Origin of the sequence: Mycobacterium sp. DL440 (genome assembly GCF_011745145.1) — a bacterium.
Classification (GTDB): Bacteria; Actinomycetota; Actinomycetes; order Mycobacteriales; family Mycobacteriaceae; genus Mycobacterium.
In genome coordinates, this window is the sequence record NZ_CP050191.1 from 963,589 (window position 1) to 977,587 (window position 13,999).

The window sequence follows — 13,999 nt, forward strand, 5'->3', positions numbered from 1 at the left end:
GTCTTTTCCGGCGTTACGAGGGCGGGGTGACCAACGAAGCGTACGAGACGCGCGATCAGCGTCCCGCCGGCTCTGGTTGTTCGGCCCGCCCGCGGGCGCCGCTCTGCGGGGCTTCGAGCACGCCGGCGGCGATCAGCTCATCGATATCGGCGCGGTCGAGCCCCAACAGTTCGGCGGCGATGTCGCGGGTCTGCTCGCCGAGCAGCGGCGCCTGCAACAGTGGTGGATCAGCGATGCGATCCGAATGGATCTGCACGTTCTCCATCGTGAACGGTTCATCGGCGTGGGGGTGCAGCTCCTCGCGGAACGCACGGCGCTGCACGTAGTAGTCCCAGTCGGCGACCTCGGCAGCACGCAGCACGGCGCCGGCCGGAACACCGGCCGCCTGCAACAGCTCCATCGCCTCGGTCGCCGGACGTTGAGACGTCCAGGCACGCACGGCCTCGTCGACACGGCCGCGGCGGGCGTCCCGTCCGGTGCGGGTCCCCAGTTGTGCATCGGCACCCAGATCCGAACGGTCGATCACCCCGCACAGTGCGCGCCAATCGGCGTCGTCGCGCACGGTGACGGCAACCCAGCGATCCTCGTCGGCGGCCGGGAACAGGCCCCACGGCGCATCGTGGACCGGGCGGCCCGAGGGTTCGTGCCCGCGCCGCACCAGGACTTCGGCGGCGATCTCGCCGGCCAGGTGGCTCAGCATCACCTCCGATTGGGCGACGCTGACCGAGCCGCCGGTGCCGGTACGTTCGCGACGCAGCAGCAGGGCCAGCGCACCGAGCGCACCGATCCGGGCGGCCACATGGTCGGGGTAGACGGTGACCGTGTCGCAGAACGACTCCGGTTCGTCGGGGTACACCCACAGGTCGGTGAACCCGGCGGCCGCACGCACCAGCGGGCCGTAGCCCATTCGCTTCGCCCACGGCCCGGTGGGCCCGAACGCCGAACTGTCCACGACCACGATGCCCGGGTTCAGCTCGCGCAAGGTTTGGTAGTCCATGCCCAGCGTCTCGGCCACGCCCGGTTTGAAGTTGGTCAGCACGACGTCGGACATCGCGACCAGTTGATGCGCCAGAGCCCGGCCCCGCGGTGTCCGCAGATCGATACCGATCGAGCGTTTGTTGCGATGGCCGGCGGCGTAGGTCTGCGACATCGAGGTCAGGTTGCCGCGCAGACCGTCCGGGAACGCCGAGTTCTCGATCTTGATGACGTCGGCGCCGAGGTCGCCGAACAGTCGTCCGGTGTCGGACCCGACCACGATCACGCCGAGATCCAGCACGCGCACACCCTCCAGCGGAAGGCCCTCGTTGCGGCGTTGGCGGCCGGCCAGCATCGGGGCGACATCAATGCGGTGCGGCCGGCGGCCTGTTTCCGTGTGTCCGGACCCGTTCGGCGTGTTCGCCCGGTGTCCGTCGATCTCGACGACACCCGCCGGCACCGGTGCCGATACCCCGGGGGCGAGGTCGACGTCGTGAAAGTACCCACGGCTCTCGACCTGTTCGGTGCCCAGCGTTTCGGCCAGGGTCAGCACCGCGGCCGTCGGCACCCCGTGCCGCTGGCCGGCGACCTCCAGCTCGGCCCGGGTCTGCCCGGCGCAAAACTGCCCGATCGCGGCCATCAGCTCCGGCGAGTTGAACCGCACCCGCAGCCGGTCGAACGACGGATCGGCGAACTGATCGGGGCGGCCCATCCACTCGAACATGCCGTGCCACTGACGTTTTGCCAACAGGCAGATCCGCACATGCCCGTCTTTGCAGGCGATGATCGGGTACCGCAGCCGTTCGGCGTTCCAGTCGCGTTGTTGCGCGCTCAAGGCGACCCCGGCCGAGGCCGTGCCCGCCGTTCCGTATGGAGGATCGAGCGTCTGCATGGCTCCGTCGAGGATGGAGAAGTCGATGAGATCGCCTTCGCCGGTACGCAATCGGTCCAGGTACACGCTCGTGGTCATCACCGCGGCCTGCGCCGCCGCCACGCGATAGGGCAGTTGTGCTGCAGGCGGTATCAGGGGCTCGCGCCCCGGGATGCCCGAGCGGGACAGCTCGCTGGTCAGGGCATGCAGCACCGGCGTGGTGGCGTGCCAGCCGCGGTAGCTGGTGTCACGGCCGAAATCGCTGATGGACAGGATCACCAGACCGGGGTGTTCGGCGTGAATCCGGCGTACTGCCAAAGCCTTTTCAGCATCCGAGTCGGGTCGGGTGTCCTCGATCAGAATGTCGGCCCCGGCCAGTAGGTGAACCCAGCGAAGGCGGTCGTCGGGGATTGACGGACCGAGGACGACGGTGTTCAGCCCGTGCCGGTTGATGGCGAGGCTGACCGAGTCGGCGTCGACGCCGGTACCCACAGGGGGTGGCGGCTCTGCGGTGACACCGGGCAGGTGCACCTGGGTCACAGAGGCGCCGAGGTCGGCCAGCAGGCGACCGACCGCCGTCATCGGGCCGCGGGACAGGTCGAGGATGTGAACGCCGGCCAGTGGCGGGTCGTAGTTGTCCGGGTTGGCCATCGTTCAGCTCCCGCGGGCCTGGCGGAACGGGATGTCGCGGTCGACCTCGGGCTCTTTGGCCAGGCCGAGGACGCGCTCGCCGATGATGTTGCGCTGGATCTGGTCGGTGCCGCCGCCGATCGAGGTGAAGAATGCGTTGAGGGTCAGGAAGTTGATGTCGTCGGCCTCGGGGTTCTCGGGACCGGCCAGAAGTGCTTCGGCGCCGATGATCTCGGTCTTGAGGCGGGCCTCGGCGTGCAGGATGTTCGACATCGCCAGCTTGCCCAGCGACATGATCGGGCTGGAACTACCTTGTGCCGCAGCGGCTTTGGCTCGTGCATTGTTGAGCGAGTTGAGTTCGCGCAACGCCAGCACATTGGCCAGCTCCTTGCGTACCGCCGGATCCTCCAGGCGGCCGTGCTCGCGGGCCAGGCCGATGAGGTCGTCGGCGCGGGTGCGGTTGCGCGATCCCCGGCCGCCGTCGCCCATGATCGACCGCTCGTAGGCCAGTGCGGTCTGCAGTACCCGCCACCCATTGCCTTCGCCGCCGAGCAGGTAGGCGTCGGACACCCGCGCGTCGGTGATGAACACCTCGTTGAAGTGCGATTCGCCGGTGATCTGCACCAGCGGACGGACCTCGATGCCGGGCCGGCGCATCGGAATCATGAAGAAGCTCAAGCCCTTGTGCTTGGGCACGTCCCAGTCGGTGCGGGCGATCAGCAGCGCGTATTCGGCGGTCGTGGCGCCCGACGTCCACACTTTCTGGCCGTTGATCACCCACTCGTCGCCGTCGCGGACCGCGGTGGTGCGCACGGCGGCCAGGTCGGATCCGGCCCCGGGTTCGCTGTAGAGCAGGCAGGTGCGGGCACGTTCGGTCAGAAAGTCACGCACCAGGTCGCTTTTGAGCTGATCGGTGCCGAACGTGAGCGCGGTATTGGCCGGGATGCTGTATTTGTCCTGGCGCGCGCCGGGGGCCTTGACTGCCCGGAATTCCTGCTCGATGACCGCGGCCAGTGCATTCGGGTATGCCCGCCCGAACCATTCGGTGGGGTATGTCGGCACCGCATAGCCCGCGTCGAGAACTTTCTGCAGCCACGCCACCCGCTCGGGGGAGCTGACCCACGGATTGGTGGATTTCGGTAGCCCAGCCCAGTTCTGGGCGAGCCAGTCGCGCACCTCGGTGCGCAGTTGGTCGGCGCTGGGCAGGTGGCTGGCGGTCATCTTCAGGCGCCTTTCGAGGACAGGTAACTCTCGCGGTGCAGTCCCGAGCCGCCGAACAATTGGAGACCGGTGCGGGCCCGGCGCAGGAACAGGTGGGCCGGGTGCTCCCAGGTGAAAGCGATACCGCCATGCATCTGGACCGCCGACATGGCGGTCGTGTTGTATGCCTCGGCGCATGCGAACCCAGCCAGAGCGATTGCACCACGGGCCTTTTCGCTACCTGCGTCATGTTCGGCCGCGGCGTGCTGGGCGGCTGAAGTGGCTGATTCCACCTGCACCAGCAGGTCGGCGGCCATGTGTTTGAGGGCCTGGAAGCTGCCGATGGGACGGCCGAACTGGATCCGGGTCTTGAGGTAATCGACGGTGATGTCGAAGACGCGCCGGGTCCCGCCGACCTGTTCGCCGGCCAGCGCGATCACCGCGAGGTCGAGAGCCTGCTGCACCGCGTCCCATCCCGCGGTGCCGAGACGACGGGCCGGGGTGGCGTCGAACGTGTAGGTCGACAGCGGGACGGTCGGATCGAAAACCGTTGCGGCCGTGCGCTCGAAACCGGCGGCATCAGGTGCGACCTGGAAGATCCCGAAGTCTCCGTTGGTGCGGGCCACGACCAGGATCACGTCGGCCACCTGACCGTGGATGACGTAGTGCGCATTGCCGGTCAGGGTGTAGTCGGTGCCGTCCGAAGGAGCCGCTGCCGCCGCACGCACCGCGACGCCCTGCGGGGCCCAGGTGCCGCGGGCACCGGTCACCGCGACCGTCCCGACGGAGGTTCCTGCGACCAGCCCCGGCAGCAGACGTTGCTTTTCGGCGTCGGTGCCTGCTGCCTCGATCAGTGCCGACGACAACACCGCGCTGGACAGGAACGGTGCCGGCAGCAGCGCGGCCCCGGTCGCCTCGGCGACGGCCTCGAGCTCGAGGGCGCCCAGGCCGACGCCGCCGTACTCGCTGTCGACCAGCAGGCCCGTCACACCCTGCGTCGCCAGCTTGCGCCACAGCTCACGGTCGAATCCGTCGTCGCTGCCCATCGCCCGGCGCACGTCCTGCTCGGTGCACTCGTCGTGCAGCAACTCGGAGACCGCGGCGGCCAGTTCCGCTCGCTCGGCCACGCTGATCGTCATGGGATCCGCCTTCCTCGTCGGGTCCATGCAATCCGGCGTGGGCCGTGATGTAAACCACGGATTCGGACACCCGCACGTTTCCGATTGCGACATGCCGATGCCAATTTTTCTGGGCGAGCAGACACAAACCTGCCCTGAAATGACGCGAAAAGGGCAGTTTTCTGTCTGCTCGCGGAACGAATCAGGCGGACACGGCGATCTCGGCGGTCACTGCGCCGGTGGCCCGAATCAGGTCGGCCGGGGCGAGTGCGATGTCCCAACCCCGCTTGCCCGCGCTGCACAGCACCTTGTCGAACGCCAGTGCCGAGGCGTCGACGACCGTGGGCAAGGGCCTGCGCTGTCCCAGCGGGGAGATACCGCCCACCACGTAGCCGCTGGAGCGCTGGGCTGCGGCCGGGTCGGCCATCTCGGCCTTGGGCACCCCGAGCGCCGCGGCCGCGGCCTTGAGCGACAGCTTGGTCGGCACCGGCAGTACCGCTACCGCCAGGCCCTTGGGCAGCGCGATGACCAGTGTCTTGAACACCTGCTCGGCGGCGAAGCCGTCCGCGGCCAGTTCTGCGACCGCTTCGGCACCGAACGAGTCGTTGCGGGGGTCGTGGTGGTACTGGACCACCTGATGATCGATACCCGCGGTGACCAGGGCGGCGATCGCCGGGGTTGCTGCTCGGGCCATCGGCCCACCGTAACGGGGCGCGCCGGGGAACACAGAGACCCCTGGATGCTGTTATTGCTCTCGACACCTGCTCAGCGCTACTTGTCGGTAGCACGCTCTAGGATCTGTAAGGAGGATTCTGGTGCCAACCGTATGCCTGGAACGGCCGCCGGATACCTACAGGTATTCCGGACCCCTTGGTGGCGCCGCGACAGAAGGGAAGGTGTTTCCCACGATGACTGACGTCGAGCAGGCCGAGCCTGACGCGCCGCAGCCGCCTGAAACCGATGCTGAGCTGACCGCCCGATTCGAACGTGATGCCATCCCGCTGCTGGACCAGCTCTATGGCGGCGCATTGCGGATGACCCGCAACCCCGCCGATGCCGAGGACCTGCTGCAGGAAACCATGGTCAAGGCGTATGCCGGCTTCCGGTCGTTCCGCGAGGGCACGAACCTCAAGGCGTGGCTGTACCGCATTCTGACCAACACCTACATCAACAGCTACCGCAAGAAACAGCGCCAACCCGCTGAGTACCCGACCGACGAGATCACCGACTGGCAGCTGGCAGCCAATGCCCAGCATTCTTCGACCGGTCTGCGATCGGCAGAGGTCGAGGCGATGGAGGCGTTGCCCGACACCGAGATCAAGGCAGCGCTGCAGGCATTGCCCGAGGAATTCCGGATGGCGGTGTACTACGCCGACGTCGAGGGCTTCCCCTACAAGGAGATCGCCGAGATCATGGATACTCCCATCGGGACCGTGATGTCCCGACTGCACCGCGGCCGCAAGCAGCTACGTGAACTGCTGGCGGATGTGGCCAGGGATCGCGGCTTCATCCGAGGTCAGCAGCTTGGTGAGCCGGAGGAGGTCTCGTCATGAGTGAGAAGCACGATGAGGACGAGCGCTGGAATCCGCCGGTTGGCCCCGTCGACCCCGAGCATCCGGAATGCGCCGCGGTGATCGCCGAGGTATGGACGCTGCTGGACGGCGAGTGCACAGCCGAAAGCCGCGACAAGCTCAAGCACCACCTCGAAGAATGCCCGGCCTGCCTGCGTCATTACGGGGTCGAGGACCGCGTAAAGAAGCTCATCGCGGCCAAGTGCAGTGGTGAAAAGGCTCCCGAGGGGCTGCGGGAACGGCTGCGGATCCAGATCAGCCGGACCACGATCATCCAGGGCTGACGGGGCACGTAGGCTCGGGCGGCCCGACGACAAACCGCCCGATCTCCGAAGGGAGTCGGGCGGTCACAGTCTGCCGAAGTGGCTAGCGCACTGACTTTGAACCGGCGTTGGGGCGCTTGCCGTGGTTCGCCTTCGAGTGCTTGCGGTCCCGCTTCTTGCGGCCACGCTTGGCCATGATGATCCTCCAGATGGTGTAAGAGCTTGCTCTCTAGTGTCTCATGCCCCGGGGGCAACGTTGTCCACCCGGGGTTGTGGTTCGATATAGGCCGCAGAAGTAGTCGGGTTAGCGCCGGAGTGAAGTGGGGTGAAGATGGCCGAGGACGTTCGCGCCGAAATCGTGGCCAGTGTGCTCGAGGTCGTGGTTCACGAGGGCGATCAGATCGGTGCGGGGGACACCCTGGTGCTGCTCGAGTCCATGAAGATGGAGATCCCGGTGCTCGCCGAGATCGCGGGCACCGTCACCAAGGTCAACGTCGCCGAGGGCGACGTGATCCAGGCCGGCCACCTCATCGCGGTGATCGACTGACTCGGTTCGTTTCCGTGCTCCCGGTGGACGGTTTCCTCTCTGCCCCTCACGTGCGCGGTGCCTGATGTCTACCCTCGGTGATCTGCTCGCCGAGCACACCGTGTTGCCCGGCAGTGCGGTGGACCACCTGCACGCGGTGGTCGGGGAGTGGCAGTTGTTGGCAGATCTGTCGTTCGCCGATTATCTGATGTGGGTGCGACGCGACGACGGCGTACTGGTGTGCGTCGCGCAGGTGCGGCCCAACACCGCTCCCACTGTCTTGTTGGCCGACTCGGTCGGCACCCTGGCCGCTGCCGCAGACCACCACGTCATCACGACGGCCTTCTCCTCGGGCGCGATCGGTCGGGGAAACGGTGGTACGCAACGACATTCGCCCGACCTTCCCGGTCTGAACGTGGAAGCGGTCCCGGTGCGCCACCGAGATCACGTGGTCGCGGTGTTGACCCACCAGACCGCTCTGGCCGCCCGTCGGATGGCCAGCCCGCTGGAGGGCGCCTACCTGGACTGTGCGAGCGATCTGCTGCACATGCTGTCCGAGGGAACCTTCCCGAACGTCGGCGATCTGGCCATGTCGCGTTCCAGCCCGCGGGTGGGCGACGGGTTCATCCGCCTCGACGAGGTCGGCGACGTGGTGTTCGCCAGTCCCAATGCCATCTCGGCGTATCACCGCATGGGCCTGGCTTCCGAGCTCGACGGGCACAATCTGGTCACCGTCACCCGGCCGTTGATCTCCGACCCGTTCGAGGCCCAGGAACTGGCCAACCACGTCCGCGACTCGCTGGCCGGTGGCTCCAGCATGCGCATGGAGGTCGATGCCGCCGGTGCGGCCGTGCTGTTGCGGACGCTGCCGCTGGTCGTGCATGGCGCCGCGGTAGGTGCCGCCGTGCTGATCCGCGACGTCACCGAGGTCAAACGGCGTGACCGTGCGCTGCTGAGCAAGGACGCGACCATCCGGGAGATCCATCACCGGGTGAAGAACAATCTGCAGACCGTGGCAGCCCTGCTGCGGCTGCAGGCGCGCCGGACCAACAACCTGGAGGCTCGCGAGGCGCTGATCGAATCGGTGCGACGGGTGTCGTCGATAGCGCTGGTGCACGACGCGTTGTCGATGTCGGTCGACGAGGAGGTCAACCTCGACGAGGTGATCGACCGAATCCTGCCGATCATGAACGATGTCGCCTCGGTGGATACCCCGATCCGGATCAACCGCGACGGGGCGCTCGGCGTGCTCGACGCCGACCGTGCGACCGCGTTGATCATGGTGATCACCGAATTGGTGCAGAACGCCATCGAGCACGCCTTCGACGCCGACACGCCCCAGGGTTGCGTGACGATCCGGGCCGAGCGCTCGGCCCGCTGGCTCGATGTCGTGGTGCACGACGATGGGCGTGGGGTGCCCGACGGGTTCAGCCTGGAGAAGTCCGACCGGTTGGGTCTGCAAATCGTGCGAACGCTGGTCACCGCGGAATTGGACGGGTCCTTGGGCATGCACGATGTCGCGTCGGGGGGAACCGATGTGGTGCTGCGGGTGCCGATCGGTAGGCGGAGTCGCGGCGTCCAGTGAGTCAGGGTGGGTACAGGACGTTCACAGTGGGACGTCAGTACCACTCAAGCAATTACGCAGTTGCGTCAAATGCGAAATGTGATGACTATTACGCAATTTGCTGTCGATAAATGCCGCAAAAAAAGCTATGGCCCCGACATTCGTCGGAGCCATAGCTTGCGTCGGGATCTGGACCGAAGGTCAGACTCCGGTGCGGGCCTTGGTGCGGGCGTTGCGACGCTTGAGTGCACGACGCTCGTCCTCGCTCATCCCGCCCCACACGCCGGCGTCCTGGCCGGAGTCCAAGGCCCAGGTGAGGCACTCGGTGGTCACGGGGCAGCGGTTGCACACCAGCTTCGCGTCAGCGATCTGAGCAAGCGCCGGGCCACTGTTTCCCACGGGGAAGAACAGCTCCGGATCTTCGTCGCGACAGACGGCCTTGTGGCGCCAATCCATATAGATCAAACTCCTCGTTAGACATGTCATGTGTGCGCGGCGAAGCGCACCAGATTTTCTTCGGCTGTTAACGCGTGCACACGAATGTTTCTGCACTGTTGCATTGATGCTTTCACAGGCTGAACAGATGTCAATAGCATTGAGTTAACACGTGGGCAATGTCACTGGGTGGGGCGGTGACCGGAACCCTCACTCCTGTGTACTACACTCTGGATCTAGCTGCGCCCTAATTCCACCTTAAGGGGTGTGTTTGCGCAGGTCAATCAATTTTATTTGTCGGCGCGACGACGCTCAGTGCCTCGGGAACCGACGTGAACGTCATAGTTTCGCGCGTGCCGATGTAATCTCCGTCAATCTGGCAGGCGGCAGGCGTGTTGCTCGTCACGGTGACCGATGAGACGTTGTCGTCTCGGATCAGATGCTTGGCCTCGAGGCGCGGGTTGCGGGCCACCATCTGGCGGACCAGCCGCAGATTCGCCCAGATGTTCATGCTCGTGGTGGCGAACACGCCCAAGCCGGTGTCGAACGTGGTGTCGGGGTTCGTCCACACCGGGCGGCTGTTCGCATACGTCCACGGACTGGAGTTCGACACGAACGCGAAGTGCACCCCGTCGACCGGATCGGCGCCCGGCAGCTGCAGGGTCAGGGTCGGTTCCCTGCGCACGCTGGTCAGGAACTCGCGCACAGCGACCCGGATGTAGCGCGATGCGGTGACCTTGCGTCCCTTCGCGCGCTGGGCCTCCACGGCCGCCACCACGTGGCCGTCCACGCCCATCCCGGCGGTGAACACACCCCAGCGCTCCCCGCAGTCCATCAGACCGATGCGGCGCCACGGGCGCCCCATCCGATAGCCGCCGAGCAGGTCGATGAGTTGGTTGGTGGCCTCGATGGGATCGGGGCTGATGCCCAGTGCCCGGGCGAAGACGTTGGCCGAACCACCCGGGACGACTGCCACCGCGGGCGCCAGGGCGGCATCGGGACGGGTCCCACACTCGCCGAGCACGCCGTTGACGACCTCGTTGACCGTGCCGTCGCCGCCGTGCACGATCAGCACATCCACACCGTCGCGGGCGGCGTCGCGGGCGATCTCGATGGCGTGACCTCGGTGATTGGTGTGTTCGACGGTCAGCGTCACCCGGCTTTCCAGCGCGTGGGCGAGCAGGTCACGCCCGGCCGGGGTGGTCGAGGTCGCGTTCGGATTGACGATCAGCACGGCACGCACGGGGCATGAGCCTAACCGCGCAAGGTGTACAGCCGTTATTCGTAAATCTGTCCATCCAGGTAGCGCCACTGGCCGCCCACCCGCTCGAACCGGCTGCGTTCGTGCAGGATGTGCCGGCTGCCGTCGTGCACGTACTGGGCGCGGAACTCGACCACGCCTTCGGCGTCGTCCTCGCCTCCCGACTCCGTGTCCACGATCTGCAACCGCCGCCAGGTGAGGGTCTCGTCGAGGGTCAGTTCCGCGGGACGGGTGTCGGGATGCCAGGAGGTCAGCAGGTAGCTGACGTCGCCGACGGCGAACGCGCTGAACCGCGAGCGCATCAGTGCGACGGCCGTGGGGGCGGCGCGCGCGCCGGTGTGCAGCGGCCCGCAGCAGTCGCCGTAGGCGCGGCCGGTCCCGCACGAGCAGTCGTGGTCGGTCACGGGGTCAGTATCTCTTCCCGTCCCGCACGCCGACCCATACGCCGAGATCGACGTGAGGGCGGTGAATTCTGCCGATTCACCACCCTGGCGTCGATCTCGACGTGGTGAACCAGCGCAATCGGCACAGTCAACGCGTCGGTGTGCCTCGCCACCACCGGCGTGGGCGTCGGTACCGTACTGAAGGTGACCGCACGTCGATTGCTGCTCGTCAACGGACCGAATCTCAACATGCTGGGCACCCGGCAGCCCGAGATCTACGGGTCCACCACGCTGGCTCAGATCGAGCAGCGGGTGGCCGAGCTGGCCGCCGGGTTCGGCTTCGAGGTCCGCGCCGTGCAGAGCAACCATGAGGGCGCGCTGGTCGACGCCATCCAGGCGGCCCGGCAGGACTGTGTCGGCATCATCATCAATCCCGCGGCCTACAGCCACACCTCGGTGGCGATCCGCGATGCGCTCAGTGCCGCCGAACTGCCCGTGGTCGAGGTTCATCTGAGCAATATCCACACCCGGGAGGCGTTCCGGCACCACTCCTACGTGTCGGCCGTCGCGCAGGTGGTGATCGCCGGCGCCGGTCCGGCCGGATACGAGTACGCAGTGCGCTACCTGGCGGAGCGGCAGTCGTGATCCAGCCTCCCTCGATCCGCTACGCAGGTTTTCTGACCGCCGCCGAAGGGATCGCCGCGCTGATCATGGCGGTCGTGCTCCTGCTGCGGGCGGTGGGCGGTGCCGATCAGCACATCGTCAGCGGTTACGGCACGGCGATCTGGTTCGTGTTGATCGGTGGTGGGGTGCTGGCCGGCGGCTGGGCGCTGATCACGGCACGGCGTTGGGGCCGGGGGATCGCGGTGCTCACCAACCTGCTGTTGCTGCCGGTGGCCTGGTACGTGATCACCTCGCACCACGTGGTGTACGGCGTACTGGTCGGGCTGCTCGCCCTGGTGACCCTGGGCCTGCTGTTCAGCCCGTCCTCGGTGGACTGGATCACCGGCCGCAGTTAGCCGAGCCGCTCGGCGGCCAGCGCCGAAAGCTCGGGGCCCGATACCCGGTAGGTGGTCCACTCGCTCTGCGGCGTGCCGCCCACGGCGTCGTACAGCGCGATGGCGTTGACGTTCCAGTTCAGCACCGCCCAGGTCATCCGGGTGTAGCCGTGTTCGATGCATTCGGCGGCCAAGGTGGACAACAGCTTTCGGGCCAGCCCGCGGCGCCGGAAGGCCGGGCGCACGTAGAGGTCTTCCAGGTACAGCCCGGCGACGCCGTCCCAGGTGGAGAAGTTCAGGAACCACACGGCGGTTGCGGCAACCTGCCCGTCGACCTCCAGCATGTGTGCGTAGGCCACCGGTCGCTCGCCGAAAAGAGCTGTGTGCATCTGTTTTTCGGTCACGGTGCACTCGTCTGCGGCCCGTTCGAACTCCGCCAACTCGCGGATCATCGCAGTGATCTCGACCTCGTCGCCCGGCCGCGCCCGGCGGATCAACTCGCTCATGTCGCCCCTAGTCCGGTCAGGATGGTTCTGAATTTCGTGGTGGTCTCGTCGACTTCGTCATCGGGATCGGATTCGGCGACAATACCGCCCCCGGCACTGGCCAGTGCCGTGTATCGATCCGCGGACAACACCGCACAGCGGATCGACACCACCCAGCGTCCGTCGCCGCTGCTGTCGCACCAGCCGACGGCGCCCGCGTAGAACCCGCGGTCACCCTCCAATTCGCCGATCAGCGTGGCGGCGCGGTCGGTGGGCACTCCGCCGACCGCCGGGGTCGGGTGCAGGGCCAGTGCGAGATCGATTGCCGTGGTGTGTTTTTCGCGCAACCGGCCGAGAACCGGGGTGCTCAGGTGCCACAGCGCGTCGGTGCCGTGCAACTGTGGCTCCTGCGCGATCTGCAGGTCTACGCACAGCGGATCCAGCGCTTGGCGCATCACGTCCACCACCAGCTGATGCTCATGGCGGTTCTTCGCCGAGGCCGCCAGTGCCGCCGCATTGGCCGCATCGATCTGCGGATCGGCCGATCGTGGTGCCGACCCGGCGAACGGCTGGCAGATCACCATCTCGCCGTCGCGCGCCACCAGCAACTCGGGGCTCGCGCCCACCAGAGCGGTGCCGGTGTGGGCATCGCCCGCCGGGGTCAGGTCCGCCAGGTAGACCGTGGCGGCCGGGTCGGCGTCGGCCAGTCGGCGTAACACGGTCCGCTCGTCCCACGGTGAATCGGCGGTCAGGCGCAGCGCACGGGCCAGCACCACCTTGTCGATCGGGATCTGCGGGTCCCGCAGCCGCCGGATCGCCTCGGCCACCCGCTCGCGGTGCACCGATCCCGGCGGCAGGGTTGCGCGCTCCACTACCGCAGGGGGCGGATTCACGGGCCATGCGGGCAGCGCGTCGGTGAACCGGACCGTATCGGGCTCATACAGGGCGGCCGGTGCGGTCGGGTCGAATGGCAACGCGCCCAGAACAATTGGCGTTCCCGACCGCAGCGCTGCCTGAGCGTCGGCGAGGTCGGAAAATCCGGCGTGTACACCCTCGGCGAGGACCGTCCCGTTCGGCCCGGCCAACACGAACGACGTGTTCACTGCGACAGACACGGGTTGGGGTGACCGGTCAGTCCGAGCGCGGTGATCTGGCGCGCGCCGTGTTCGAATCCGCACACGGCCAGAGAGGCGGGCACCATCGACAGTCGGATGCCCTCGGACACCGGCAGTTCCGCCCAGCGGGTCAACATCGCGCGGGAGAAATGCCCGTGCCCGACAAACACGACGTCGCGGGTGGGCAGATGTTCCAACGCCAATGCCACCGCGCGGTCGGCACGGGCGCCGACCTGCTCGAGGTCCTCGCCGCCGGGGCAGCCATGCGTCCACACCAGCCAATCGGGCACCGTCTGGCGGATCTGAGGCGTGGTCAGCCCCTCGTAGTCGCCGTAATCCCACTCGGACAGCACCGGGTTGACCTCGTCGACGTGCAGGCCGGCCAGCTCGGCAGTGTCCAGCGCTCGGCGCCGCGGGCTGCTGATCACCAGCGGGTCGGTCAACTGCAGTTCGGCAAGTGCCGGGCGGGCCAGGACAGCCTGTTCCCGCCCGGTTTCGGTCAGGTCCTGCTCGGTGCGGCCGGTGTGCCTACCGGTGGCCGACCACTCGGTCTCGCCGTGCCGGAGCAGGATCAGGCGGTGCAGGCGGTCGCTCACACCGGCGA

The 13,999-nt window shown here is 67.2% G+C and carries 17 protein-coding genes; 6 read left to right on the top strand and 11 right to left on the bottom strand.

Annotation, left to right across the window (positions count from 1 at the left end):
- Positions 1 to 55 precede the first annotated feature (55 nt).
- From HBE63_RS04800 to ybaK, 4 genes are all read right to left on the bottom strand, one after another.
- Entirely contained in the window at positions 56 to 2,497 is a 2,442-nt protein-coding gene (locus HBE63_RS04800) for a CoA transferase (RefSeq protein WP_166903707.1), read from the bottom strand.
- 3 nt (positions 2,498 to 2,500) lie between these two features.
- Positions 2,501 to 3,697 carry an acyl-CoA dehydrogenase family protein gene (locus HBE63_RS04805; RefSeq protein ID WP_166903709.1) on the bottom strand — a complete coding sequence of 399 codons (1,197 nt, stop codon included), beginning with the start codon at positions 3,695 to 3,697 and terminating at the stop codon, positions 2,501 to 2,503.
- A 2-nt stretch (positions 3,698 to 3,699) separates the two neighbouring features.
- Positions 3,700 to 4,815: an acyl-CoA dehydrogenase family protein gene (locus HBE63_RS04810; RefSeq protein ID WP_166903711.1), complete on the bottom strand. Its 1,116-nt coding sequence runs from the start codon at positions 4,813 to 4,815 to the stop codon at positions 3,700 to 3,702.
- A gap of 181 nt (positions 4,816 to 4,996) precedes the next feature.
- The gene (gene ybaK, locus HBE63_RS04815; protein ID WP_166903713.1) at positions 4,997 to 5,488 is read right to left on the bottom strand and encodes a Cys-tRNA(Pro) deacylase; all 492 of its coding nucleotides are present in this window, start codon (positions 5,486 to 5,488) and stop codon (positions 4,997 to 4,999) included.
- A gap of 214 nt (positions 5,489 to 5,702) precedes the next feature.
- On the opposite strand from ybaK, the gene HBE63_RS04820 reads away from it, so the two are divergent.
- Both HBE63_RS04820 and rsrA read left to right on the top strand, forming a co-directional pair.
- A complete protein-coding gene (locus HBE63_RS04820) occupies positions 5,703 to 6,347 on the top strand; it encodes a sigma-70 family RNA polymerase sigma factor (RefSeq protein WP_166903715.1) in 645 nt (214 codons plus the stop codon).
- On the top strand, positions 6,344 to 6,649 hold the full coding sequence (gene rsrA, locus HBE63_RS04825; RefSeq protein ID WP_166903717.1) for a mycothiol system anti-sigma-R factor: 306 nt from the start codon (positions 6,344 to 6,346) through the stop codon (positions 6,647 to 6,649). The genes HBE63_RS04820 and rsrA overlap by 4 nt, the downstream gene beginning before the upstream one ends.
- An 82-nt stretch (positions 6,650 to 6,731) precedes the next feature.
- Here rsrA and HBE63_RS31835 read toward each other — a convergent pair whose 3' ends face one another.
- A complete protein-coding gene (locus HBE63_RS31835) occupies positions 6,732 to 6,824 on the bottom strand; it encodes a 50S ribosomal protein bL37 (protein ID WP_003882799.1) in 93 nt (30 codons plus the stop codon).
- A gap of 135 nt (positions 6,825 to 6,959) precedes the next feature.
- Between HBE63_RS31835 and HBE63_RS04830 the strand changes: the two genes are divergently transcribed.
- Complete coding sequence (locus HBE63_RS04830; RefSeq protein ID WP_166903719.1) at positions 6,960 to 7,175, top strand: biotin/lipoyl-binding carrier protein; 216 nt, start codon at positions 6,960 to 6,962, stop codon at positions 7,173 to 7,175.
- Between the two features lie 64 nt (positions 7,176 to 7,239).
- A complete protein-coding gene (locus HBE63_RS04835) occupies positions 7,240 to 8,739 on the top strand; it encodes a sensor histidine kinase (RefSeq protein WP_166903721.1) in 1,500 nt (499 codons plus the stop codon).
- Between the two features lie 180 nt (positions 8,740 to 8,919).
- Here the strand turns inward: HBE63_RS04835 and whiB1 are convergent, their stop codons facing one another.
- The 3 genes from whiB1 to HBE63_RS04850 all read right to left on the bottom strand — a co-directional run bounded on the left by whiB1 (position 8,920) and on the right by HBE63_RS04850 (position 10,818).
- A complete protein-coding gene (gene whiB1 / locus HBE63_RS04840) occupies positions 8,920 to 9,174 on the bottom strand; it encodes a transcriptional regulator WhiB1 (protein ID WP_003882795.1) in 255 nt (84 codons plus the stop codon).
- A 259-nt stretch (positions 9,175 to 9,433) separates the two neighbouring features.
- Positions 9,434 to 10,396, bottom strand: coding sequence for a diacylglycerol kinase family protein (locus tag HBE63_RS04845; protein ID WP_166903723.1), 963 nt, complete (start codon positions 10,394 to 10,396; stop codon positions 9,434 to 9,436).
- 35 nt (positions 10,397 to 10,431) lie between these two features.
- Entirely contained in the window at positions 10,432 to 10,818 is a 387-nt protein-coding gene (locus HBE63_RS04850) for a YchJ family protein (protein ID WP_166903725.1), read from the bottom strand.
- Positions 10,819 to 11,001: 183 nt separating this feature from the next.
- On the opposite strand from HBE63_RS04850, the gene aroQ reads away from it, so the two are divergent.
- Both aroQ and HBE63_RS04860 read left to right on the top strand, forming a co-directional pair.
- Positions 11,002 to 11,442 carry a type II 3-dehydroquinate dehydratase gene (gene aroQ, locus HBE63_RS04855; RefSeq protein ID WP_166903727.1) on the top strand — a complete coding sequence of 147 codons (441 nt, stop codon included), beginning with the start codon at positions 11,002 to 11,004 and terminating at the stop codon, positions 11,440 to 11,442.
- Positions 11,439 to 11,816, top strand: a complete 378-nt coding sequence (locus HBE63_RS04860) for a hypothetical protein (RefSeq protein WP_166903729.1) — start codon at positions 11,439 to 11,441, stop codon at positions 11,814 to 11,816. Before aroQ ends, HBE63_RS04860 begins: the two co-directional genes overlap by 4 nt.
- On the opposite strand, the gene HBE63_RS04865 is transcribed toward HBE63_RS04860, so the two are convergent.
- From HBE63_RS04865 to HBE63_RS04875, 3 genes are read right to left on the bottom strand one after another with little or no spacing between them, the layout of a single operon-like run.
- The gene (locus tag HBE63_RS04865; protein WP_166903730.1) at positions 11,813 to 12,301 is read right to left on the bottom strand and encodes a GNAT family N-acetyltransferase; all 489 of its coding nucleotides are present in this window, start codon (positions 12,299 to 12,301) and stop codon (positions 11,813 to 11,815) included. The two genes, HBE63_RS04860 and HBE63_RS04865, sit on opposite strands and share 4 nt — an antisense overlap.
- On the bottom strand, positions 12,298 to 13,395 hold the full coding sequence (locus HBE63_RS04870; protein WP_243858513.1) for an isochorismate synthase MenF: 1,098 nt from the start codon (positions 13,393 to 13,395) through the stop codon (positions 12,298 to 12,300). Before HBE63_RS04870 ends, HBE63_RS04865 begins: the two co-directional genes overlap by 4 nt.
- Positions 13,380 to 13,991: an acid phosphatase gene (locus HBE63_RS04875; protein ID WP_166903732.1), complete on the bottom strand. Its 612-nt coding sequence runs from the start codon at positions 13,989 to 13,991 to the stop codon at positions 13,380 to 13,382. The genes HBE63_RS04870 and HBE63_RS04875 overlap by 16 nt, the downstream gene beginning before the upstream one ends.
- Between the last annotated feature and the right edge of the window lie 8 nt (positions 13,992 to 13,999).

Excerpts from the sequence above, each read along its gene's own strand:
- HBE63_RS04820 (WP_166903715.1), top strand. The coding sequence starts at position 5,703 with ATGACTGACGTCGAGCAGGCCGAGCCTGACGCGCCGCAGCCGCCTGAA.
- HBE63_RS04800 (WP_166903707.1), bottom strand. The coding sequence starts at position 2,497 with ATGGCCAACCCGGACAACTACGACCCGCCACTGGCCGGCGTTCACATC.
- HBE63_RS04805 (WP_166903709.1), bottom strand. The coding sequence starts at position 3,697 with ATGACCGCCAGCCACCTGCCCAGCGCCGACCAACTGCGCACCGAGGTG.
- HBE63_RS31835 (WP_003882799.1), bottom strand. The coding sequence starts at position 6,824 with ATGGCCAAGCGTGGCCGCAAGAAGCGGGACCGCAAGCACTCGAAGGCG.
- HBE63_RS04865 (WP_166903730.1), bottom strand. The coding sequence starts at position 12,301 with ATGAGCGAGTTGATCCGCCGGGCGCGGCCGGGCGACGAGGTCGAGATC.
- ybaK (WP_166903713.1), bottom strand. The coding sequence starts at position 5,488 with ATGGCCCGAGCAGCAACCCCGGCGATCGCCGCCCTGGTCACCGCGGGT.
- rsrA (WP_166903717.1), top strand. The coding sequence starts at position 6,344 with ATGAGTGAGAAGCACGATGAGGACGAGCGCTGGAATCCGCCGGTTGGC.
- whiB1 (WP_003882795.1), bottom strand. The coding sequence starts at position 9,174 with ATGGATTGGCGCCACAAGGCCGTCTGTCGCGACGAAGATCCGGAGCTG.
- HBE63_RS04810 (WP_166903711.1), bottom strand. The coding sequence starts at position 4,815 with ATGACGATCAGCGTGGCCGAGCGAGCGGAACTGGCCGCCGCGGTCTCC.
- HBE63_RS04835 (WP_166903721.1), top strand. The coding sequence starts at position 7,240 with ATGTCTACCCTCGGTGATCTGCTCGCCGAGCACACCGTGTTGCCCGGC.
- HBE63_RS04830 (WP_166903719.1), top strand. The coding sequence starts at position 6,960 with ATGGCCGAGGACGTTCGCGCCGAAATCGTGGCCAGTGTGCTCGAGGTC.